At 73.7% G+C, this 20,220-nt stretch carries 17 protein-coding genes; all 17 read left to right on the top strand.

Features of this window, described 5'->3' with window-relative positions:
• The first annotated feature begins 502 nt into the window (after positions 1 to 502).
• The 17 genes from ABD976_RS10185 to ABD976_RS10105 all read left to right on the top strand — a co-directional run bounded on the left by ABD976_RS10185 (position 503) and on the right by ABD976_RS10105 (position 20,051).
• Entirely contained in the window at positions 503 to 1,258 is a 756-nt protein-coding gene (locus tag ABD976_RS10185) for a YwaF family protein (RefSeq protein ID WP_345360890.1), read from the top strand.
• Positions 1,259 to 1,346: 88 nt separating this feature from the next.
• Positions 1,347 to 1,547: a hypothetical protein gene (locus ABD976_RS10180; RefSeq protein WP_345360887.1), complete on the top strand. Its 201-nt coding sequence runs from the start codon at positions 1,347 to 1,349 to the stop codon at positions 1,545 to 1,547.
• 171 nt (positions 1,548 to 1,718) lie between these two features.
• A complete protein-coding gene (locus tag ABD976_RS10175) occupies positions 1,719 to 2,699 on the top strand; it encodes a glycoside hydrolase family 183 protein (RefSeq protein WP_345360884.1) in 981 nt (326 codons plus the stop codon).
• Positions 2,700 to 3,131: 432 nt separating this feature from the next.
• Entirely contained in the window at positions 3,132 to 4,316 is a 1,185-nt protein-coding gene (locus ABD976_RS10170) for an ROK family transcriptional regulator (RefSeq protein ID WP_369774519.1), read from the top strand.
• A gap of 20 nt (positions 4,317 to 4,336) precedes the next feature.
• Positions 4,337 to 5,488, top strand: coding sequence for a Gfo/Idh/MocA family protein (locus ABD976_RS10165; protein ID WP_345360878.1), 1,152 nt, complete (start codon positions 4,337 to 4,339; stop codon positions 5,486 to 5,488).
• 29 nt (positions 5,489 to 5,517) lie between these two features.
• Positions 5,518 to 6,996, top strand: a complete 1,479-nt coding sequence (locus ABD976_RS10160) for a sugar ABC transporter ATP-binding protein (protein WP_345361706.1) — start codon at positions 5,518 to 5,520, stop codon at positions 6,994 to 6,996.
• On the top strand, positions 6,993 to 7,982 hold the full coding sequence (locus ABD976_RS10155; RefSeq protein WP_369774521.1) for an ABC transporter permease: 990 nt from the start codon (positions 6,993 to 6,995) through the stop codon (positions 7,980 to 7,982). The genes ABD976_RS10160 and ABD976_RS10155 overlap by 4 nt, the downstream gene beginning before the upstream one ends.
• Before the next feature lie 28 nt (positions 7,983 to 8,010).
• The gene (locus ABD976_RS10150) at positions 8,011 to 9,066 is read left to right on the top strand and encodes a substrate-binding domain-containing protein (protein ID WP_345360875.1); all 1,056 of its coding nucleotides are present in this window, start codon (positions 8,011 to 8,013) and stop codon (positions 9,064 to 9,066) included.
• Between the two features lie 31 nt (positions 9,067 to 9,097).
• The gene (locus ABD976_RS10145; protein WP_345360872.1) at positions 9,098 to 9,844 is read left to right on the top strand and encodes a ThuA domain-containing protein; all 747 of its coding nucleotides are present in this window, start codon (positions 9,098 to 9,100) and stop codon (positions 9,842 to 9,844) included.
• A gap of 32 nt (positions 9,845 to 9,876) precedes the next feature.
• Positions 9,877 to 12,390, top strand: a complete 2,514-nt coding sequence (locus ABD976_RS10140; protein ID WP_345360869.1) for a PQQ-dependent sugar dehydrogenase — start codon at positions 9,877 to 9,879, stop codon at positions 12,388 to 12,390.
• A gap of 62 nt (positions 12,391 to 12,452) precedes the next feature.
• Complete coding sequence (locus tag ABD976_RS10135) at positions 12,453 to 13,634, top strand: inositol-3-phosphate synthase (RefSeq protein ID WP_345360866.1); 1,182 nt, start codon at positions 12,453 to 12,455, stop codon at positions 13,632 to 13,634.
• The gene (locus ABD976_RS10130) at positions 13,631 to 14,482 is read left to right on the top strand and encodes an SCO3242 family prenyltransferase (RefSeq protein WP_425570084.1); all 852 of its coding nucleotides are present in this window, start codon (positions 13,631 to 13,633) and stop codon (positions 14,480 to 14,482) included. The genes ABD976_RS10135 and ABD976_RS10130 overlap by 4 nt, the downstream gene beginning before the upstream one ends.
• The gene (locus tag ABD976_RS10125) at positions 14,479 to 15,885 is read left to right on the top strand and encodes an EboA domain-containing protein (protein ID WP_345360863.1); all 1,407 of its coding nucleotides are present in this window, start codon (positions 14,479 to 14,481) and stop codon (positions 15,883 to 15,885) included. The genes ABD976_RS10130 and ABD976_RS10125 overlap by 4 nt, the downstream gene beginning before the upstream one ends.
• Positions 15,885 to 16,754, top strand: a complete 870-nt coding sequence (locus tag ABD976_RS10120; RefSeq protein WP_345360860.1) for a TatD family hydrolase — start codon at positions 15,885 to 15,887, stop codon at positions 16,752 to 16,754. Before ABD976_RS10125 ends, ABD976_RS10120 begins: the two co-directional genes overlap by 1 nt.
• A 5-nt stretch (positions 16,755 to 16,759) precedes the next feature.
• Positions 16,760 to 17,845 carry a metabolite traffic protein EboE gene (eboE, locus tag ABD976_RS10115; protein ID WP_345361697.1) on the top strand — a complete coding sequence of 362 codons (1,086 nt, stop codon included), beginning with the start codon at positions 16,760 to 16,762 and terminating at the stop codon, positions 17,843 to 17,845.
• On the top strand, positions 17,842 to 19,227 hold the full coding sequence (locus ABD976_RS10110; RefSeq protein ID WP_345360857.1) for an alkaline phosphatase family protein: 1,386 nt from the start codon (positions 17,842 to 17,844) through the stop codon (positions 19,225 to 19,227). Before eboE ends, ABD976_RS10110 begins: the two co-directional genes overlap by 4 nt.
• A gap of 11 nt (positions 19,228 to 19,238) precedes the next feature.
• Positions 19,239 to 20,051 (top strand): sugar phosphate isomerase/epimerase family protein, encoded by an 813-nt coding sequence (locus ABD976_RS10105; protein ID WP_345360854.1) that lies wholly within the window; start codon positions 19,239 to 19,241, stop codon positions 20,049 to 20,051.
• Positions 20,052 to 20,220 lie beyond the last annotated feature (169 nt).

Here is a 20,220-nt window from a genome sequence, read left to right as displayed (position 1 = left end):
GTCGGTCAAACGTGCGGACCGGCCGCGGCGGCGCTGGCCGCGCAGAGCGCGCCCCAGCCCCCGGCGATGGCGGCGGCCTTGCGGCGCGCCCGCGCGGTGGGCAGGCCCAGCCCGAACAGCACCGCGTCCGCCGCGTCGCAGGCCGCCCGGGCCCGATCGCCCAGCGCAGGGCCGAACCCTCGGGGGCGGTGACCATCGCGATGCCCGAGACCAGGTCGCGGGCGCCCACGGCGCGCGCCAGCGACGCGATGCCTGCGGGGGTCGCGCCGCGCTCGTCGGTGAGCTCGCACGGTCCGGCGAGCAGCGCGGGGCGCACCAGCACACCGGCGCCGTAGGCGGCGGTCAGCGCGCCGAGCACGCGGGGCAGCGTGGGCATGGTCCTCCTCCGTGTCGTCGCGGATCTCCCCAGGAGATCACGCGGCGCGGGCCAGGGCAGCCCGAGCGCCACCGGCAGCCCGAGCGCCACCGGCGGGCCTCGACCCGGTGCGGGAGGATCGTCGGCGTGCGGACAGCGGCCACCGGCCACCGGGCCGACGTCGACCCGGTGGCGGCACCGGAGCCGGGGGCCGCCGCGGACGTCTTCGTCCCCTACGGGCCGACGCACTGGGCGGCGCTGGGCCTCGGCGCGGTGGGCGCGGTGGTGCTCGTGCTCGTCGGTCGACGGCTGCGCGGACGGCGCGCCGAGGTGCGGTTCCGCCGCGGCTTCGCCGTCCTGATCCTCGCCTTCCAGGTGCCGGTGGAGGTGCGCCGCCTGCTGCCCGGGCAGTTCGACCTGCACGACTCGCTGCCGCTGCAGCTCAGCGACCTGGCCTGGATCGCCGCCGCGTACGCGCTGTGGTCGGGCCGCTGGTGGGCCTGCGCCCTCACCTACTACTGGGGGCTCACGCTGACCCCGCAGGCGGTGTTCACCCCCGCCCTGGACGCCCCCGACTTCCCGCACCTGGCCTTCCTGGAGTTCTGGGTGCTGCACCTGGTGCTGCCGTGGGCGGCGATCCACCTGACCTGGGGAGCGGGCGTGCGGCCGGACTGGCGCGGTCTGCGCGTGGCGGTCGCCACCACCGCGGCGTGGGCGGTGCTGGTGCTGGGGTTCAACGCCTGGGCCGGCACGAACTACGGCTTCCTCAACCGCAAGCCGGACAACCCCTCGTTGCTGGACCTGCTCGGCCCGTGGCCCTGGTACCTCGTGGTGGAGCTGGTCCTGGTGGTGCTGGGCTGGGCGCTGATCACCTGGCCGTGGACGCGGCGTCGCGGAGCGTGACCTGTTGGCGGGTGCCGAGCCGGGCCGCGCGCTGTGCGAGCCTGGGGCCGCGGTCGCGCGGGGCGGTCGCGGTGCGGAGGAGGCCCGGATGGACGCTCGTCAGCTCACGTACCTGCTGGTGCGGACGCTGGTGTTCCTCGCCATCGCGGTGGTGGTGGCCGCGCTGGCGGGCTGGCCCTGGTACGGGGTCGCCGCGGTGGGGCTGACCGGTGCCGCGGCCGCCGTGCAGCTCGGCGGCGTGCTGTGGCTGCGGCGGTCGGAGCGCGCGAAGTCCTCCACGATGGGGTGAACTCACCCGTCCGGGACCGCACGGTCGGCCGTCGTCCGCGACGGTCGGCGGCGGGCACGCTGGGGGTCCGGCCCGGAACCGCCCCTCGCGGGGAAGTGGGCGGCAGCCGCGCGAGGCACCGCTGAAGGCAGGCTCCGGCGGAGTCCACCCGCGCGTGGGAGGAGCAGTGCCGTGCACAAGGTGAAGGACCTGACCGGACCGGGCCGCACCGACCGCTTCGGCATCGGCGGCACCGACCTGGGGACGATGGCGACCGCTCCGGACGGCCGGCTGGTGGCGGTGTTCGGCGACACCTTCGAGCAGGCGACCGTGGGCGGGCCGGGCTGGCGCTCGCCGGTGGTGCTGTTCGGCGATCCGGCCAGCGCGCGGCGCGGCATCGAGTGGACCGGCGCGGCCGGTCCGGGTTCCTACGCCGCGCAGGTCCTGCCCTACGAGCACAACTCGATCATCAACGGGCGCCGGGTCAGCACGGTCATCCCGACCGACGTCATCGCGCTCGGCGACGAGATGTACCTGCACGCGATGGTGTGCGAGGGGATCGGCAACGTGCACTGGACCGAGGTGCACCGCTCCACCGACAACGGCGAGACCTGGCAGCACACCGGCACGACCTGGCCGGGCGACCACCACGGCGGGTTGTTCCAGATGCTGACCTGGGCGCCGGGCGACGACGGGTACGTCTACGCGTTCTCCACCGGGTTCCAGCGGGACAAGGGCCTGCTGCTGCACCGGGTCCCGGCCGACCGGCTGACCGACCCCCGGGCCTGGCAGGGCTGGGGGTTCCGGGGCGGCGCCTGGGCGTGGGGCAACCCGCCGACGATCGCCCTCACCGGCGCCTACGGCGAGCTGTCCCTGCGCCCGGTGGGCGGCCGGTGGCTGCTGGCGTTCTTCGACGCCGGGAACTACCGCATCGACGTGCTCAACCTCGACGTGCCCACCGCGAACCTCTACGCGGCACCGCGCGCCACCGCGCTGCACGGCACCTCCTGGGACGCCGAGGACCACGCCGCCGGGCGCGTCGCCCAGCTCTACGGGCCCTACGTGGTGCCCGGCTCGACGCTCGAGGACCTGCACCTGGCGGTCAGCCAGTGGAACACCACGACGAACTGGCCCTACCGCGTGATGCAGTTCGCCGGGCGCGCTCCCCGGTGACCGGCCGCGCGGCTTCCGCCGAGCGGGAGAACGGGTCGCCGGATTTCCCCCGGATCACCGCCGCCGGAGAGCCTGTTTCGGGATTCCGCGGTGCGCATCCGGCGGTGCGCCGGGGAATCCGTTCGGAGCACCGCGCCGTGCTCCGGTGGTGCGCAGCCCGGCGCCGGTCCTGACAACGCGCCCGGACGCGATTCCTGCAGCACCGACCACGTTCCACTGTGGACTCCTGTCCGGTGGCGGACATCGCCGGATCCGCTCGACGAGCGCTTTCCCGCACCGCTGCGCGCGACGCCGGATGGCCCCGTCCGGGAGCGGCCGTACGGCGAGCGGACATCCGGGTTACATCGGGAAACCCGGTATTGACGTTCTCGTGAACAATTCCTCTAGGCTGTGACGCACTTCGTGCTCTCCGCGCAAGAAGTGGGGTAGTCGGTGCAACCCGAGAACGCACATCAGGCCCGCGTGCTCACGTCCCTGCGATTCCACGGTCCCCAACCCGCGGCCGAACTGGCCGCTCAAGTTTCGCTGTCCCGGTCCAAGATCGGGCAGGAACTCCTGCGGCTCCAGGAACTCGGCTTCGTGGAGCGGGCGGGCAAGGCCGAATCGCGAGGCGGTCGGCGCTCCGGCCTGGTCCAGCTCTCCCGAGGGCTGCGCTTCCTCGGCGTGGACATCGGCGCCACCTCGCTGGACGTCGGCATCACCGACGGCAGGCTCGAACTCGTCGCCCGCGCCGCCGAGGCGATCGACATCGAGGACGGTCCCGAGATCGTCCTCGGGCGCGCGGTCGAGCTGATCGACAAGCTCCGCGCGGACGGTCTGCTGGCGCGGGTCGACGGCGTCGGGGTGGGGCTGCCGGGTCCGGTGAGCTTCCGCGACGGGTTCACCGTGTCACCGCCGATCATGCCGGGCTGGGACCGCTACCCGGTGCGGGAGTTCTTCATGCAGCAGCTCGACTGCCCGGTGTTGGTCGACAACGACGTGAACCTGATGGCCGTCGGCGAGATGTACTGCGGGCTGGCCCGTTCGGTGCGGGACTTCCTGTTCGTCAAGATCGGCACCGGGATAGGTTGCGGCATCGTCACCGCGCACCGGGTGATGCGCGGCAGCAGCGGCAGTGCGGGCGACATCGGGCACATCGCGGTGCAGGAGACGGGACCGGTGTGCAGTTGCGGCCGGTCCGGGTGCCTGGAGGCGTGGTTCAGCGGCGCGGCGCTGTCCCGCGACGCCACCGCGCTGGCCCGCAGCGGCGAGTCCCCGGAACTGCACCGGCTGCTCGGCGACCGCGCGGTGCTCACCGCCGAGGACGTCGGGATCGCGATGCGGTCCGGTGATCCGCAGGCCCTCGGCCTGGTGCGGGACGGCGGGCGGCGGCTCGGCCGGGTGCTGGCCGGACTGGTGAACTTCTTCAACCCCGCGATGATCATCGTGGGCGGCGGGGTGGCGCGGCTCGGGCACCCGCTGCTGGCCGAGGTGCGCGCCGAGCTGTACCGGCGCTCCACGCCGCTGGCCACCAGCAGCCTGCCCATCGTGCTGTCCGAACTCGGCGAGCACGCCGGCGTCGTCGGCGCCGCCGGGATGGCCGGCGACCACGTGCTCGGCGTCCAACCGGCGAGCTGACAACCCCCAGGAGGGCGGAGATGAACAAGCTCGGTATCGCGCTGGTGGGCCATTCCTTCATGGGTGCGGTCCACTCGCAGGCCTGGCGGACCGTGGGGCGCGTCTTCGACCTGCCCGTCCGGCCCGAGATGGTGGTGCTGTGCGGACGCCGCAAGGAGGCGGCGCAGGCGGCGGCCGACCGGTTCGGCTGGGCGGAATCCACCGACGACTGGAAGTCGGTGCTGTTGCGCGACGACATCCACGTGGTCGACATCTGCACCCCCGGCGACAGCCACGCCGAGATCGCGGTGCACGCGCTCGAAGCGGGCAAGCACGTGCTGTGCGAGAAGCCGCTGGCGAACTCGGTGACCGAGGCGGTGTCCATGCAGGAGGCCGCGGATCGGGCGCGCCGCAACGGGATTCAGTCGATGGTCGGGTTCAACTACCGCCGGGTCCCCGCGCTGGCCCTGGCCCGCTCGCTGGTCGCCAGCGGCCGGATCGGGCAGGTGCGGCACGTCCGGGCGAGCTACCTGCAGGACTGGCTGGTCGATCCGGACTCGCCGCTGACCTGGCGGTTGCGGGCCGAACGCGCCGGATCCGGGGCGCTGGGCGACCTGGGGGCGCACCTGGTGGACCTGGCGCACTTCCTGCTCGACGAGGAGATCGTCTCCGTCTCCGGCACGGTGGAGACGTTCGTGGCCGAGCGACCGCTGCCGGACGACCCGGCGCGCACCGGACCGGTGACCGTCGACGACGCGGCGCTGTTCACCGCCCGCTTCCGGGACGGCGCGCTCGGCACGTTCGAGGCCACCCGCTACGCCACGGGCCGCAAGAACGGGCTGCGCATCGAGGTCAACGGCAGCGCGGGCAGCCTCGCGTTCGACTTCGAGTCGATGAACGAGCTGCACTTCCACGACGCCGCCGAACCCGCCGACACCGCCGGATTCCGGCGGATCCTGGCCACCGAGCCGCAGCACCCGTACCTGGAGGCGTGGTACCCGCCGGGCCACGTGCTCGGCTACGAGCACACCTTCGCCCACGAGCTGCGCGACTTCGTCACCGCGATCGCCGAGCGCAGCGCGCCCGCCCCGGACTTCACCGCCGGGCTGCGGGTGCAGCGGGTGCTCGACGCCGTCCAGCGCAGCGCGGCCCACCACAGCCGCTGGATCCCGGTGGGGGAGGCGCAGCGGTGACCGGGGCGGACGTCCCGGCGCTGCTGGAGATGACGGGCATCGTCAAGGACTTCCCCGGGGTGCGAGCGCTGGACGGGGTGGACCTCCAGGTCCGCGCCGGTGAGGTGCACTGCCTGCTGGGCCAGAACGGCGCGGGCAAGTCCACGTTGATCAAGGTGCTCTCCGGGGCGCACCAGCCCGACGCGGGCGTGGTGCGCTGGGAGGGCGCGGAGGTGGCGCTGTCCTCCCCGGTCGCCGCGCTGCGCCGGGGCATCGCCGCGATGTACCAGGAGCTCGACCTGGTGCCCGGGCTCAGCGCCGCCGAGAACATCTTCCTCGGCCACGAGCACGCCGTCGCGGGGTTCACCCGGCGCGGGCAGGCGCGGCACGAGGCCGGGGAACTGCTGGCGCGCCTGGGACATCCCGGGATCGACCCGGACACCGAGGTGGGCGCCCTGCCCGCGGCGGTGCGGCAACTGGTGTCGATGGCCCGCGCCCTGGCGCACCGGGCGCGGCTCATCGTGATGGACGAGCCCACCGCGGCGCTGTCGGCCGGCGAGGTCGAGGACCTGTTCCGGGTCATCGGCGAGCTCACCGCCGAGGGCGCGGCGGTCGTCTACATCTCGCACCGGATGGAGGAGATCCGCCGGATCGCCGACCGCGTCACGGTGCTCAAGGACGGGCGCACCGCGGCCTCCGGGCTGCCGGTGGCGGGCACCTCCACCGGCGAGCTGATCGCGCTGATGACCGGCGGCACCCCGCCGACCGTCGAGGCGGGCGGCAGCAGCGCCACCACGACGCCGGTGCTGGAGGTGACCGGGCTCGCCCGCCGCGGCGAGTTCACCGACATCAGCCTCACCGCGCACGCCGGGGAGGTCCTGGGCATCGCCGGCCTGGTGGGCTGCGGACGCAGCGAACTGCTGGAGACCGTCTTCGGCGCCCGGACCCCGGACGAGGGCGAGGTGCGGGTGGACGGCAAGCGGGTCCGCCCGGGCAGCATCGCCGCCGCGGTCCGCGCCGGGATCGGGCTGACCCCGGAGGAGCGCAAGAGCCAGGCGCTGGTGCCGCAGCTCCCGCTGGCGGCCAACGTCACGCTGGCCACGCTGCGCCGCTACAGCAAGGCGGGCTTCATCCGGCGCGGCAGCGAGCTCGCCGACACCGGCACGATCGTCGACCGGCTCCAGCTCCGCCCGGCCGACCCGACCCGCGCGGTGTCGGCGTTCTCCGGCGGCAACCAGCAGAAGGCGGTGATCGGCCGGTGGGTGCTGCGGGACTGCCGCGTGCTGCTGCTCGACGAGCCGACCCGCGGGGTCGACGTCGGTGCCCGCGCCGAGCTCTACGCGCTGATGCGGTCGCTGGCCGAGCAGGGCATCGCGATCGTGTTCGTCTCCAGCGACATCCCGGAAGTGCTGGCCCTGGCCGATCGGGTGCTGGTGCTGCGCGACGGCACGGCGGTGCACACCGCCGGGGCCGGTGAACTCACCGAAGGCGACGTGCTCGACCTCGTCATGGAGGCCCGGACGGCATGACACAGACCACCACCCCGACCGCCCCGCCCCGGACGTCCGCGCTGGCCGCCTGGTGGGCCCGCGCGGACATCCGGATGATCGCGCTGCTGGCCGTGTTCATCGCGCTGTGCGTGGTCGGCTACGCCACCCGCCCGGACGCGTTCCTGACCGAGGGCAACATCTCCACCGTGCTGCGGCTGTCGGCCGCCATCGGCGTGGTCAGCGTCGGCATGACGTTCGTGATCGCCGCGGGCGGCATCGACCTGTCCGTCGGGTCCATCGTGGCCCTGTCCAGCGTGTGGATGACGACGTGGGCCACCCAATCGTTCGGCCCCGTGGTGATGGTGCTGTGCGCGCTGCTGGTCGGCACCGCCTGCGGCCTGGTCAACGGCGTGCTGGTGTCCTACGGGAAGGTCGTGCCGTTCATCGCGACGCTGGCCATGATGGCCTCCGCGCGCGGGCTCGCCGAGCGGATCAGCGGGCGGCAGACCCAGGTCGTCGACGATCCCGCGTTCGGCGCGGTGTTCCGCGGCGACCTGCTGGGCGTGCCGGTGCTGATCTGGATCTTCGCGGTGGTCTTCGCCGCCGGTTGGGTGCTGCTCAACCGCAGCACCTTCGGGCGCCGCACCCTCGCGGTGGGCGGCAACGCCGAAGCGGCCCGGTTGGCGGGCATCGACGTGCGCAGGCACACCGCGGTGGTCTACGCGCTGGCCGGGCTGTGCTGCGGGATCGCCGCCCTCATGGTGGTCGCGCGCACCACCGCGGGCGCCTCCACGAACGGGATGTTCTACGAGCTCGACGCGATCGCGGCGGTGGTCATCGGCGGCACCTTGCTCTCCGGCGGCCGGGCCAGCATGACCGGAACGCTGCTCGGCGTGCTGATCTTCACGACGCTGGGCAACGTCTTCACCCTCAACAACCTGGAAACCGACATCCAGAACATCGCCAAGGGCGCGATCATCGTGCTCGCCGTGCTGCTGCAGGCACGAACCCGGCGCCGCGCCTGATTTCCTCCGACCACGTTGGGAGACCGCCATGTCCGCGTTCCCGGAAACGCACCGCCGAAGATTCCTGCTCGGCACCGGCGCCCTCGGCGCGACCGCGCTGCTGAGCGGCTGCCTGGCCAACGAACCGCCGCAGCAGCAGAACCAGAACGCGGTCGCCACCGGTGGCGACAACGCCGCCCCGGGGCGGCACGTGACCATCGGGTTCTCCGCCCCGGCCGCCGACCACGGCTGGCTGGCGGCCATGACCACCAACGCCCGCGACCAGGCCGAGCAGTTCCCGGACGTGACGCTGGAGGCCACCGAGGGCAGCAGCGACGTCAACCAGCAGATCGCCCAGGTGGAGACGCTGATCAACGCCCAGGTCGACGTGCTGGTGCTGCTGCCCGCCGACGGCAAGGCGCTGACCGCGGTGGCCCGCCGCGCGATGCAGGCGGACATCCCGGTGATCAACGTGGACCGCGTCTTCGACTCCGAGGACGCCTACCGGTGCTGGATCGGCGGTGACAACTACGGCATGGGGGTCAACGCCGCCGGCTACATCGCCGCCGAACTGGAGCGGCGCGGGGTGACCGACCCGGTCATCGCCGAGATCGCGGGCACCGATTCGCTGCCGCTGACCCAGCAGCGCAGCGCGGGGTTCCGCGACGGGCTGGCCGAGCACGGCCTGGAGGTGACGCGGCGGGTGGCGGCCGACTTCACCGCGGAATCGGGCGAGCGGGAGACCACCAACCTGCTCCAGGCCGCGTCGCGGCTGGACGCGGTGTGGAACCACGACGACGACCAGGGGATCGGGGTGCTGGCCGCCGTCGAGTCGGCCGGGCGCGACGAGTTCTTCCTGGTCGGCGGCGCCGGATCGCGGCAGATGATGGACCGGATCAAGGCCGGGAACAGCGTGGTGCGCGCGACCGTGCTCTACAACCCGTCGATGTGCTCCTCGGCGATCTCGCTGGCCCGGCTGCTCGCCCAGGCGCGCGGCATGGCCGACCTCGCCGAGCACGAGATCCCGCGCTCGATCACCACCTATTCCGCGGTGGTGACGCGGGAGAACGTCGACCAGTACCTCGACGTCGGCTTCGCCTCCTAGCGCCCCGCCCCCCAGGAAAGGACTTCCTCCCATGCGCACCGCGATCCTGACCGCGGTCCTGCTCGCCGCGGCGGCCCTGGCAGTACCGGCCGCGGCGGCCCCGGAGCACGGACGGCAGCACGTCCTGGTGTTCTCCAAGACCGCCGGTTTCCGGCACGATTCCATCGAGGACGGCATCGCCGCGATCGAGAAGCTGGGCCACCGGCACGGGTTCACCGTGGAGTCCACCGAGGACTCGAAGGTGTTCACCGACGCCCGGCTGCGCCGCTACGACGCGGTCGTGTGGTTGTCGACCACCGGCGACGTGCTCGATCCCGCGCAGCAGGGCGCCTTCGAGCGCTACGTGCGCGGCGGTGGTGGCTTCATGGGCGTGCACGCCGCCGCCGACACCGAGTACGACTGGCCGTTCTACGGCGAGCTGGTGGGCGCGTACTTCACCAGCCACCCCGAGATCCAGCCGGCCACCGTGCTGGTGGAGGACCGCCACCACGACTCCACGGCGCACCTGCCGGAGCGCTGGGACCGCACCGACGAGTGGTACAACTACGCGACCAACCCGCGCGGTGCCGTCCACGTGCTCGCGTCGCTGGACGAGGCGAGCTACGACCCCGGCGACGGCGCCATGGGCGATCACCCGATCGCCTGGTGCCACACGATCGACGACGGCCGCGCCTTCTACACCGGCGGCGGCCACACGCGGGAGTCTTTCGGCGATCCCGCGTTCCTGCGCCACCTGCTCGGCGGGATCCGCACCGCGACCGGACTCCGCCCCTGCTGACCCGCGATCGGTCCACAACGAGGAGTGACCTGATGCGAGCACGTCGATTATCCGTCTGGACGGCGGTCACCGCGATGGCGGCCGCCCTGATCACCGCACCCGCGTACGCGGCCCCACCTCCGTCGGAGCCGCCACCGGACTCCGCCTTCGACCAGGTCACCCTGGCCAAGGGCGAGACCAAGGTCGGCGAGCCGATGGCGCTGGCGGTGCTGCCCGACCGGCGGGTGCTGCACACCTCCCGCGACGGCGATGTCTTCCTCACCACCCCCGACTCCACCACCACGCTCGCCGCGGACCTGCCCGTCTACAACCACGACGAGGACGGGTTGCAGGGCATCGCCATCGACCCGGACTTCGAGGAGAACAAGTGGGTGTACCTCTACTACGCCCCGCCGCTGGACACCCCGTCCGGTGACGCGCCGGAGGAGGGCACCGAGGCGGACTTCGCCCCGTTCGACGGGTACAACCTGCTGAGCAGGTTCAAGTTCACCGAGGAAGGCTCCCTCGACCTGGCCAGCGAGCAGGAGATCCTGCGAGTGCCCGCGCAGCGCGGCACCTGCTGCCACGCCGGCGGTGAGATCGACTTCGACGCCAAGGGCAACCTGTACCTGTCCACCGGCGACGACACCAACCCGTTCTCCTCCGACGGGTACACGCCGATCGACGAGCGCGCCGACCGCAACCCCGCCTTCGACGCGCAGCGCTCCTCCGGCAACACCAACGACCTGCGCGGCAAGATCCTGCGGATCCACGTGGAGGAGGACGGCAGCTACACCATCCCGAAGGGCAACCTGTTCAAGCCGGGCACGGACAAGACCCGCCCGGAGATCTACGCGATGGGCTTCCGCAACCCGTTCCGGTTCAGCGTCGACCCGAAGACCGGCTGGATCCACCTGGGCGACTACGGGCCGGACGCCGGATCGGCCGACCCGGCGCGGGGACCGGCGGGCACCGTCGAGTACAACCTGATCAAGGAGCCCGGCAACTACGGCTGGCCGTACTGCGTCGGTGACAACCAGCCGTTCGTCGACTACGACTTCGCCACCGGCGAGTCGGGTGAGGCGTTCGACTGCGCCGCGCCGCGCAACACCAGCCCGAACAACACCGGCCTGACCGAACTGCCGCCGGTGCAGCCCGCCTGGCTGCCCTACGACGACGGCTCGGTGCCCGAACTCGGCTCCGGTCCGGAGTCGCCGATGGGCGGCCCGGTGTACCACTACGACCGCAAGCTCGACTCGCCGGTGAAGTTCCCGCAGTACTTCGACAGGAAGGTGCTCAACTACGAGTGGGACCGCGGCTGGATCAAGGAGTTCTCGATCGACCGCCGCGGGCGGCTCGAGCACATCCGGCCGTTCTTCGACTCGATGGAGCTGATCCGGCCGATGAACCTGGAGTTCGGCCCGGACGGCGCGCTGTACGTGCTGGACTACGGCTCCAGCTACTTCGGCGGCGCGGACGACTCGGCGCTGTACCGCATCGACCACAGCCCGCAGAACAAGACGCCCCAGGTGGCGCTGAGCGCGGACGTGACCTCGGCCGGGCAAGCGCCGCTGACGGTCAACTTCGACCCGGCGGGCACCACCGACCCGGACGGCGGTGAGCTCAGCTACGCGTGGGACTTCACCGCCGACGGTGAGGTCGACGAGACCACCGCGGGGCCGACGAGCTTCACCTACACCGAGCGCGGCGCGCACACCGCCAAGCTCGCCGTCACCGACGAGCAGGGCAAGACCGGCTACGCCAGCGTGCAGATCGTCGTCGGCAACACCCCGCCGGAGGTCACCATCGAGCTGCCGCCGAACGGCGGGGCGTTCAGCTTCGGCGAGCAGGTGCCGTTCCGGGTCAGCGTCACCGACGCCGAGGACACCCAGATCGACTGCTCCCGGGTCGAGGTGAGCTACGCGCTCGGCCACGACACGCACGCGCACCCGCTCAGCGAGACCACCGGGTGCGAAGGCGTGATCGAGACGCCCGCCGACGAGGGTCACGGCCTGGACGCCAACCTCTTCGGCGTCATCACGGCCACCTACGCCGACAGCGGTGCCGACGACCTGCCGCCGGTCGAGGGCGAGGGCCGGGTCACGCTCCAGCCGAAGCACAAGCAGGCCGAGTTCTTCACCGAGTCCCAGGGCGTCGAGGTCGTCGCCGAGCCGGGGGCCGCCGGGGGGAACAAGGTCGGCGCGATCGAGGACGGTGACTGGTTCTCGCTCGACCCGGTGAGCCTCGCCGGCGTGGACGGCATCGGCTACCGCGTCTCGGCAGCCGGGGCGGGCGGCACCATCGAGGTCCGCTCGGGCGCCGTCGACGGACCGCTGGTGCAGACCGTGCCGGTGCCCGGCACCGGTGGTGACGACCAGTACGTCGACCTGGAACCGGTCGCGGTGACCGATCCGGGCGGCTCCGGACCGCTGTACTTCGTGTTCCGGGGCGAGGGGAGCGGTCTGTTCGCGGTCGACGAGCTGACCTTCTCCGGTGCGGGCGTGTCCGAACCGGTGCCGCCGGAGGCCGCCACGACGGCCCGGGCCCGGGGCGACGTCCCGCGTTGATCCGCGTGGTGGTGGCCCCGCCCGCCGGGGCCACCACCGCTGTCCCACCAGGAGGTGACACGGTGGACGACACGACACGACCGGGCCGCACCGGCCTGTGGCTGAACGGGGCCCGCGGCTCGGTGGCGACCACGACGATCGTCGGGCTGGCGGCGCTGCGCGCGGGCCTGGCGCCACCGACCGGCTGCGTGACCGAACTGCCCGGCATCCGCTCGGCGGCGCTGCCGGACTGGGCCGACCTCGTCGTCGGCGGCCACGACGTCTCCGCCGTCTCGCCGCACAAGAGCGCCGAGCACCTGGTGGCCTCCGGGGTGCTCCCGGCCGGGGTGACCGGCGCGGTCGCGCCGCAGATCACCGCCGCCGAAGCCGAACTGCGCCGGGGCTACGACCCGGCGGTGGACCGGGACGGCCAGGGCGCGGCGGCCCGGCGGATGGCCGCCGACATCGACGACTTCGCCCGGCGCCACGACCTGCGGCGCGTCGTGGTGGTCAACGTCGCCTCCACCGAGGCACCCGTCCCGGACCTGCCGGAGCACCACGATGCCGCGGCCCTGGAGGCCGCGTTGGACGATCCGGCGCGCGGTGTGCTCCCGGCCAGCGCGGTCGCCGCGTACGCCGCGGTGCTGGCCGGGAGCCCGTACGTCGAGTTCACCCCGTCGATGGGCATCACCTGCCCGGCCCTGCGGGAACTCGCCGAACGGCGGGGCCTGCCGTACGCGGGCTCGGACGGCAAGACCGGGCAGACCCTGCTGCGCACCGCCCTCGCACCGATGTTCACCGAACGCGGTTTCGCGGTGCGCTCCTGGGCGGGCACCAACCTGCTCGGCGGGGGCGACGGCGCGACGCTGGCCGACCCGGAGACCGCCGCCAGCAAGCTCGCCTCCAAGGCGCGGGGCCTGGCCGCGCTGGTGGGCGAGCAGGCGACGGCCCCGCTGCACATCGACCACGTCCCCGACCTGGAGCAGACCAAGGTGGCGTGGGACCACGTGCGCGCCGAGGGCTTCCTCGGCACCCCGGTGACCCTCCAGCTCACCTGGACCGGCTACGACTCGGCGCTGGCCGCCCCGCTGGTGCTCGACCTGGTGCGGCTGGTCGCGATGGCCCACCGGGCGGGTCAGCGCGGCGCGCTGCCGGCGCTGGCGTGCTTCTTCAAGGACCCGATCGGCAGCGACGAGCACCGCTTCGACCACCAGGTGCGCCGGTTGTACGACTGGGTGCGCGCCACCGCGGGAGGTGCCGGATGACCCGCCTGCGAACGCTGGTCGAGCTCACCCGGGCCCCGGCGGCGCTGACGGTGCTCGGCGACACCGCCGTCGGCGCGGTCGCCGCGGGACGTCCGCTGCGCGGTCGCCGCGCGCTGCTCCCGCTGGCGTCGGTGTCGCTGTACTGGGCCGGGATGGCGCTCAACGACTGGGCCGACCGGGAGCGCGACGCGGTGGAGCGGCCCGAGCGGCCGATCCCCGCCGGGCGCATCGGCCCCGACCAGGCGTTGCGCGTCGCGGCGGTGCTGGGCTCCTGCGGTGCGCTCGCCGCCGCGTGCGCCGGACCGGCCGAGGCGCGCGTCGGGGCCGGGCTGGCCGCCTCCGTGGCGGGCTACGACGCGGTGCTCAAGCACGGCGCCGCGGGACCCGCCGGGATGGCGCTGTGCCGGGGCCTGGACGTGCTCCTGGGCGCCGGTGGTGACCGCGCCGCCTGGCCTGCCGCCGCGGTGCTGGCCGGGCACACCGGCGGGGTCACCGCCCTCGCGCGGGGCGAGGTCGACGGGACCGGGGTTCCCACGGCCGCGGCCGCGCTGGTCGGCACCGCGCTGACGGCCGCGGCGGTGGTCGCGGGCCGCTGCGCCTCACCCCGGCACCGGGTCGCGGCGGCCGGGGCCGCGCTGGTGTACGCGGCGAAGGTCGGCTCGGCGCAGTGGCGCACCTGCCGCCGACCGGACGGGGCCACCGTCCGCGCCGCCACCCGCGCCGGGATCCGCGGCATGGTGCCGCTCCAGGTCGCCCTGGTCGCGCGTCGCGACCTCCGGGCGGCGGCGGTGCTGGCCGCGGCGGTGCCGCTGGCCCGGCACCTCGGCAGCCGGGTGGAGATCGCATGAGCGGGCCGCGACTGGGATACGGCAGCAACGGGTTCGGCGACCACCGGTTGCCGGACGCGCTGGCGGTGATCGCCGAGCTCGGTTACGAGGGCGTGGCGCTCACCCTGGACCACCACCACCTGAACCCGTTCGCCGACGACCTGGCCGAGCAGGTGCGGTCGGTGCGGGGGGAACTCGGTCGGCACGGGCTGTCGGTGGTCGTGGAGACCGGCGCCCGCTACCTGCTCGACCCGCGCCGCAAGCACCACCCGACGCTGGTGTCCGAGGACGTGGAGCGGCGCGTCGACTTCCTGCGGCGCGCGGTGCGGGTGGCCGCCGACCTCGGCGCCGAGGTGGTGTCGTTCTGGTCCGGCGTCCAGCCGTCCGACGTGGACGACGAGCTGGCCGCCGGGCGGCTGCTCGACGGCACCGGGCGGGTGCTGGACGAGGCCCGGCGGCACGGCGTGGTGCTGGGCCTGGAGCCCGAACCCGGCATGGTCGTGGACACCGTCGACCGGGCGCTGGCGGTGCGCGAGCGGCTCGGCGACCCGGAGCACCTCGGGATCACCCTCGACGTCGGGCACTGCGTCGCCGTCGAGGCCGACAGCGCCGCCGAGTGCGTCCGCAGGCTCGGCCCGCTGCTGGTGCACGTGCAGCTCGACGACATGCGGCCGGGGGTGCACGAGCACCTGGAGTTCGGCGACGGGGAGCTCGACCTGCCCGCCACGCTGGAGGCGCTGTCCGAGGTCGGGTACTCCGGACTGGCCGCGGTCGAACTGCCCCGGCACGGCCACGCCGCACCGGTGGTCGCCGAACGCGCGATGGCGGCGCTGCGGCAGGCGTGGCCGCCGTGGCTGGCCGAGGCGGTCGCGTCGGTGCGGCGCGATCCGGCGAGCATCGGCGCGCTGTTCCCGGCGGTCGGCCGGGAGGTCGGCCGCGCCCCGCTGCGCCGGGACGACCCGCACGGCGCGGTGCACGGCACCGTCGACGACCGGGCGCGGACCCGGCTGCTGGTGGCGCTGGCGGACACCGCCGCGCCCGAGGCGCTGGCGGCCGAACTCGCCCAGCTCTACCGCCACGGCGACGACGCCGAGCGGCGCGGGGTGCTGCGCGGTCTGGCCGCGGTGGACCGGGCCGAGGTGGTGCCGACCGGCCTGGAGCTGGTCGGCGACGCGCTGCGGACCAACGATCCGCGGTTGGTCGCCGCCGCGCTCGGGCCGTTCGCCGCCCGCCACCTCGACGACCACGCCTGGCGGCACGGGGTGCTCAAGTGCCTGTTCACCGGGGTGCCGCTGGCGGCGGTCGCCGACTGGCGGGGCCGCCGGGACGACGAGCTGCGCCGCATGGTCGCCGACTACGCCGCCGAGCGGCGCGCCGCCGGACGTGCCGTTCCCGCCGACGCCCGCACCCTCCTGGAGAGCTGATGCGCATCTTCGACCCGCACATCCACATGACCTCCCGCACCACCGACGACTACGAGGCCATGCACGCCGCCGGGGTGCGGGCGATCACCGAGCCCGCGTTCTGGCTCGGCCAGCCGCGCACCACCGTCGGCTCGTTCACCGACTACTTCGACGGGCTGATCGGCTGGGAGCGGTTCCGGGCCGCGCAGTTCGGCATCCGCCACCACGCCACCATCGCGCTGAACCCCAAGGAGGCCAACGACCCGCGCTGCCGCGAGGTGCTCGACGTGCTGCCGCGCTACCTGGCCAAGGACGGCGTGGTGGCGGTCGGCGAAGTGGGCTACGACGCCATGACCCCGGAGGAGGACACCGCGTTCGCCCACCAGCTCGACCTCGCCGCGCGAGCCGGGCTGCCCGCCATGGTGCACACCCCGCACCGGGACAAGCCGGCCGGCACCCGGCGCAGCCTCGACGTGGTGCGCGAGTCGGACCTGCCGCCGGAGCGGGTGGTCGTCGACCACCTCAACGAGGTCACCGTGGAGCTCGTCGCCGACAGCGGCTGCTGGATGGGCTTCTCGATCTACCCCGACACGAAGATGGACGAGGACCGGATGGTGGCGCTGCTGCGGCGCTACGGCACCGAACGGGTGCTGGTGAACTCGGCCGCCGACTGGGGCCGCTCGGACCCGCTGAAGACCCGGGCCACCGGCGAGGCCATGCTGCGCGCCGGGTTCACCGACGCCGAGGTGACCACCGTGCTGTGGGACAACCCGGTGGCCTTCTACGGGCAGAGCGGACGGCTCAACCTGGACCCGCTGCCCGGGTTCACCGCCGAAGCCGCCTCCTACGAGGGCAATTCCGTGCTGCGCGGCGCCCGGCCGGAGCGGTGATGCCGGTGCTGTCGTACTGCACGAACGTGCACCCGGCCGAAGACCTGGACGGGGTGTGCGCGCAGCTCGCCCGCTACGCCGGGCCGGTGCGCGCCGCGTTGGGCGAGCAGGAGATCGGCGCCGGGCTGTGGCTGGCGGCCGATCTCGCCGCGAGGCTGGTCGCCGTACCCGCCGCGCTGCACCGGCTGAAGTCCGAAGTGGCCGATCGCGGGCTGCGGGTGGTGACGCTCAACGCCTTCCCGCACCACGGTTTCCACGACCCGGTGGTCAAGCACCGCGTGTACCGCCCGTCGTGGGCGGACCCGGAACGGCTGCGCTACACCCTGGACTGCGCCGAGGTGCTGGCCGCGCTGCTGCCCGACGGCGGCTCCGGCAGCATCTCCACGCTGCCGCTGGGCTGGCGGGAGCCGTGGGGCGCGGCCGAGGAGGGCGTCGCGCGCCGCCGGTTCGACGAACTGGCCGCGGGCCTGCGCGCGTTGGAGGAGCGCACCGGCAAGCGGATCCGGGTGGGCATCGAGCCGGAACCGGGTTGCCTGCTGGACACCGCCGCCGACGCGGTGGCCTGGCTGCGCGGGTGCGATCCGAGCTACCTCGGGTTGTGCCTGGACACCTGCCACCTCGCGGTGTCGTTCGCCGACCCGGTGGGCACCGTGCGCGAGATCCGCGCGGCCGGGTTGGAGGTCGTCAAGGTGCAGGCCTCGGCCGCGCTGCACGTCGACGACCCGGTGGCCGCCCGCGCCGAACTCGCCCGCTACGCCGAACCCCGCTACCTGCACCAGGTCCGCGAGCGGGCGCCGGAGGGCGTGCGCGCCTGCGACGACCTGCCCGAGGCGTGGGACGAGCTGCCCGGCGGCGGACCGTGGCGGGTGCACTTCCACGTCCCGCTGCACTGGCGGGCCACCGGCGCGCTGCGGCCCACCACCGACGTGCTGCGCGCGGCGCTCGGCGCGCTGCCCGACCCGCTGCCGCCGATCGAGGTCGAGACCTACACCTGGAGCGTGCTGCCCGACCCGCCGGACGACCTGGTCGACGGCATCGCGGCCGAGCTCGCGTTCACCCGAGAGCTGCTCGATGCGAGGGAGTTGCCATGAAACCGGTGGTCCTGCTCGACGTCGTCGGGCTCACGCCGTCCCTGCTGGCGCACATGCCGAACCTGCGCGCGCTCGCCGCCGGGGGCTGGCAGGCCGAGCTCGGCACCGTGCTGCCCGCAGTGACGTGCAGCGCGCAGTCCACCTTCCTGACCGGGAAACCGCCGGCCGAGCACGGCATCGTGGGCAACGGCTGGTACTTCCGCGACCTCGGCGAGGTGCACCTGTGGCGCCAGCACAACCGGCTGGTGCGCGGTCCGAAGGTCTGGGAGTCCGCCCGCGCGGCACGTCCCGGCTACACCGCCGCCAACATCTGCTGGTGGTACGCGATGGGCGCGACGACGGACTGGACCGTCACGCCCCGCCCCATCTACCACGCCGACGGCCGCAAGTCGCCGGACTGCTACACCCGGCCACCCGGCCTGCACGACGAGCTCACCGCGGCGCTCGGGTCGTTCCCGCTGTTCCACTACTGGGGGCCGACGGCCGACATCACCTCCAGCCTGTGGATCACCGCCGCCGCCCGCCGGGTGCTGCGCCACCACCGCCCGGACCTGCTGCTGTGCTACGTCCCGCACCTGGACTACGACCTGCAGCGCTGGGGACCGGACAGCCCGCAGGCGCGCGCCGCGGCGGTCGAGGTCGACCACGCGCTGTCCGGGCTCCTCGACGAGGCCCGGGACTCGGGTGCGGCGGTCGTGGTGCTCAGCGAGTACGGGATCACCCCGGTGGACCGGCAGATCCACCTCAACCGCGCGCTGCGCCGGGAAGGGCTGCTGGAGGTCCACACCCAGGCCGGGATGGAGTACCTCGACCCGTGGGCCTCGCGGGCCTTCGCCGTCGCCGACCACCAGGTCGCCCACATCTACGTGCGCGATGAGTCCGATGTGGACAAGGTGCGGTCGCTGGTCGCGGCGCAACCCGGGGTCGACGAGGTGCTGGGGCGCGCGGAGCAGGCCCGCTTCGGCCTGGACCACCCGAGGGCCGGGGAACTCGTCGCCGTGGCCGAGCCCGACGCCTGGTTCACCTACTACTACTGGCTCCACGAGGACCGGGCGCCGGACTTCGCGCGCGGTGTGGAGATCCACCGCAAGCCCGGCTACGACCCCGCCGAGCTGTTCCTCGACCCGGACGACCCCTGGGTGAAGCTGAAGGCCGCCGCGAACCTGGCGAAGAAGAAGACCGGGCTGCGCTACGCGATGAACGTCGTGCCGACCGACGGCCGCTTCGTCCGCGGTTCGCACGGCCGGCTGCCGGACGACCCCGCCCACGGCCCCGTCCTGCTGTGCTCCGACCCCGCGGTCCCGGCCGCGGTGGAGCGCTCCGGGCGGCTGGCCGCGACCGACGTGCACGACCTCGTGCTGAGGCTGCAAGGAATCCGTTGAAAGGGAACCCCATGCCGTTGCCCCGCCGCACCCTGCTGCAGACCGCCGCGGTGCTCGCCGCCGCCGGTGCCTCCACCGGAGCCGCGAGCCACCACCCCGGCCGCATCCCGCACAAGGCCATCAGCATCCAGCTCTACACGCTGCGCTCGCTGCTGGACGCCGACCTCGTCCCGACGCTGCGGCAGCTGGCCGACATCGGCTACCGCACCGTCGAGACCGCCGGGACGCACGGCCGCACCGCCGCCGAGTTCCGGTCCGTCCTCGACGACCTCGGCCTGCGCGCCACCTCCGGCCACTCCGGGCTGGAAGGCGGCATCGACGCGCTGATCGAGGAGTCGTCCGCCCTCGGGCACCGCAGGGTCGCGGTGCCGTACGCGGAGTTCGACACCGCCGACGGGTGGCGCCAGTTCGCCGACCAGCTCAACGAAGCCGGTCACCGCTGCCGCCGCGCCGGGCTGCGGTTCGGCTACCACAACCACGACCACGAGTTCGCCACCGTCGACGGGCACCGGCCGTTCGACATCCTGCTGCACCGCACCGATCCGCGCCTGGTGCACTTCGAGCTGGACGTCTACTGGGCGGTGCACGCGGGCCAGGACCCGGTCGCGCTGGTCGACGAGCACCGCGGCCGGTTCCCGCAGCTCCACGTCAAGGACCGCTCGGCGACGGGCGAGATGGTCGACCCGGGCACCGGCACCATCGACTTCCCGGAGCTGTTCGACCACGCGCGGGCGAAGGAGTTCATCGTCGAGCACGACAACCCGACCGACCCGATGCGCACCGCCCGCGTCGGCTTCCGCTACCTGCGCACCGTTCGCTGGTGACCTCGGATCCGGGCCGGTGGCAGGACCACCGGCCCGGAAACCGGTGGACCGCGCCGCCGGTTCCGCAGTAGGGTGCCGATCGTGCTGATCACGCCACCCGCCGCCGCGGGCTGGATCGTGCCCGCGCTCCCGCTCTACGGCGAGGACCACGAGCGCGGCGACTCCGCCT

Origin of the sequence: Saccharopolyspora cebuensis, from assembly GCF_039542665.1 — a bacterium.
Lineage (GTDB): Bacteria > Actinomycetota > Actinomycetes > Mycobacteriales > Pseudonocardiaceae > Saccharopolyspora > Saccharopolyspora cebuensis.
The sequence above is the reverse complement of the archived record's forward strand: the minus strand, read 5'-3'. Positions and strand labels throughout refer to the sequence as shown.

Excerpts from the sequence above, each read along its gene's own strand:
- ABD976_RS10180 (WP_345360887.1), top strand. The coding sequence starts at position 1,347 with ATGGACGCTCGTCAGCTCACGTACCTGCTGGTGCGGACGCTGGTGTTC.
- ABD976_RS10165 (WP_345360878.1), top strand. The coding sequence starts at position 4,337 with ATGAACAAGCTCGGTATCGCGCTGGTGGGCCATTCCTTCATGGGTGCG.
- ABD976_RS10160 (WP_345361706.1), top strand. The coding sequence starts at position 5,518 with ATGACGGGCATCGTCAAGGACTTCCCCGGGGTGCGAGCGCTGGACGGG.
- ABD976_RS10155 (WP_369774521.1), top strand. The coding sequence starts at position 6,993 with ATGACACAGACCACCACCCCGACCGCCCCGCCCCGGACGTCCGCGCTG.
- ABD976_RS10150 (WP_345360875.1), top strand. The coding sequence starts at position 8,011 with ATGTCCGCGTTCCCGGAAACGCACCGCCGAAGATTCCTGCTCGGCACC.
- ABD976_RS10145 (WP_345360872.1), top strand. The coding sequence starts at position 9,098 with ATGCGCACCGCGATCCTGACCGCGGTCCTGCTCGCCGCGGCGGCCCTG.
- ABD976_RS10140 (WP_345360869.1), top strand. The coding sequence starts at position 9,877 with ATGCGAGCACGTCGATTATCCGTCTGGACGGCGGTCACCGCGATGGCG.
- ABD976_RS10130 (WP_425570084.1), top strand. The coding sequence starts at position 13,631 with ATGACCCGCCTGCGAACGCTGGTCGAGCTCACCCGGGCCCCGGCGGCG.
- ABD976_RS10125 (WP_345360863.1), top strand. The coding sequence starts at position 14,479 with ATGAGCGGGCCGCGACTGGGATACGGCAGCAACGGGTTCGGCGACCAC.
- ABD976_RS10120 (WP_345360860.1), top strand. The coding sequence starts at position 15,885 with ATGCGCATCTTCGACCCGCACATCCACATGACCTCCCGCACCACCGAC.
- ABD976_RS10110 (WP_345360857.1), top strand. The coding sequence starts at position 17,842 with ATGAAACCGGTGGTCCTGCTCGACGTCGTCGGGCTCACGCCGTCCCTG.
- ABD976_RS10105 (WP_345360854.1), top strand. The coding sequence starts at position 19,239 with ATGCCGTTGCCCCGCCGCACCCTGCTGCAGACCGCCGCGGTGCTCGCC.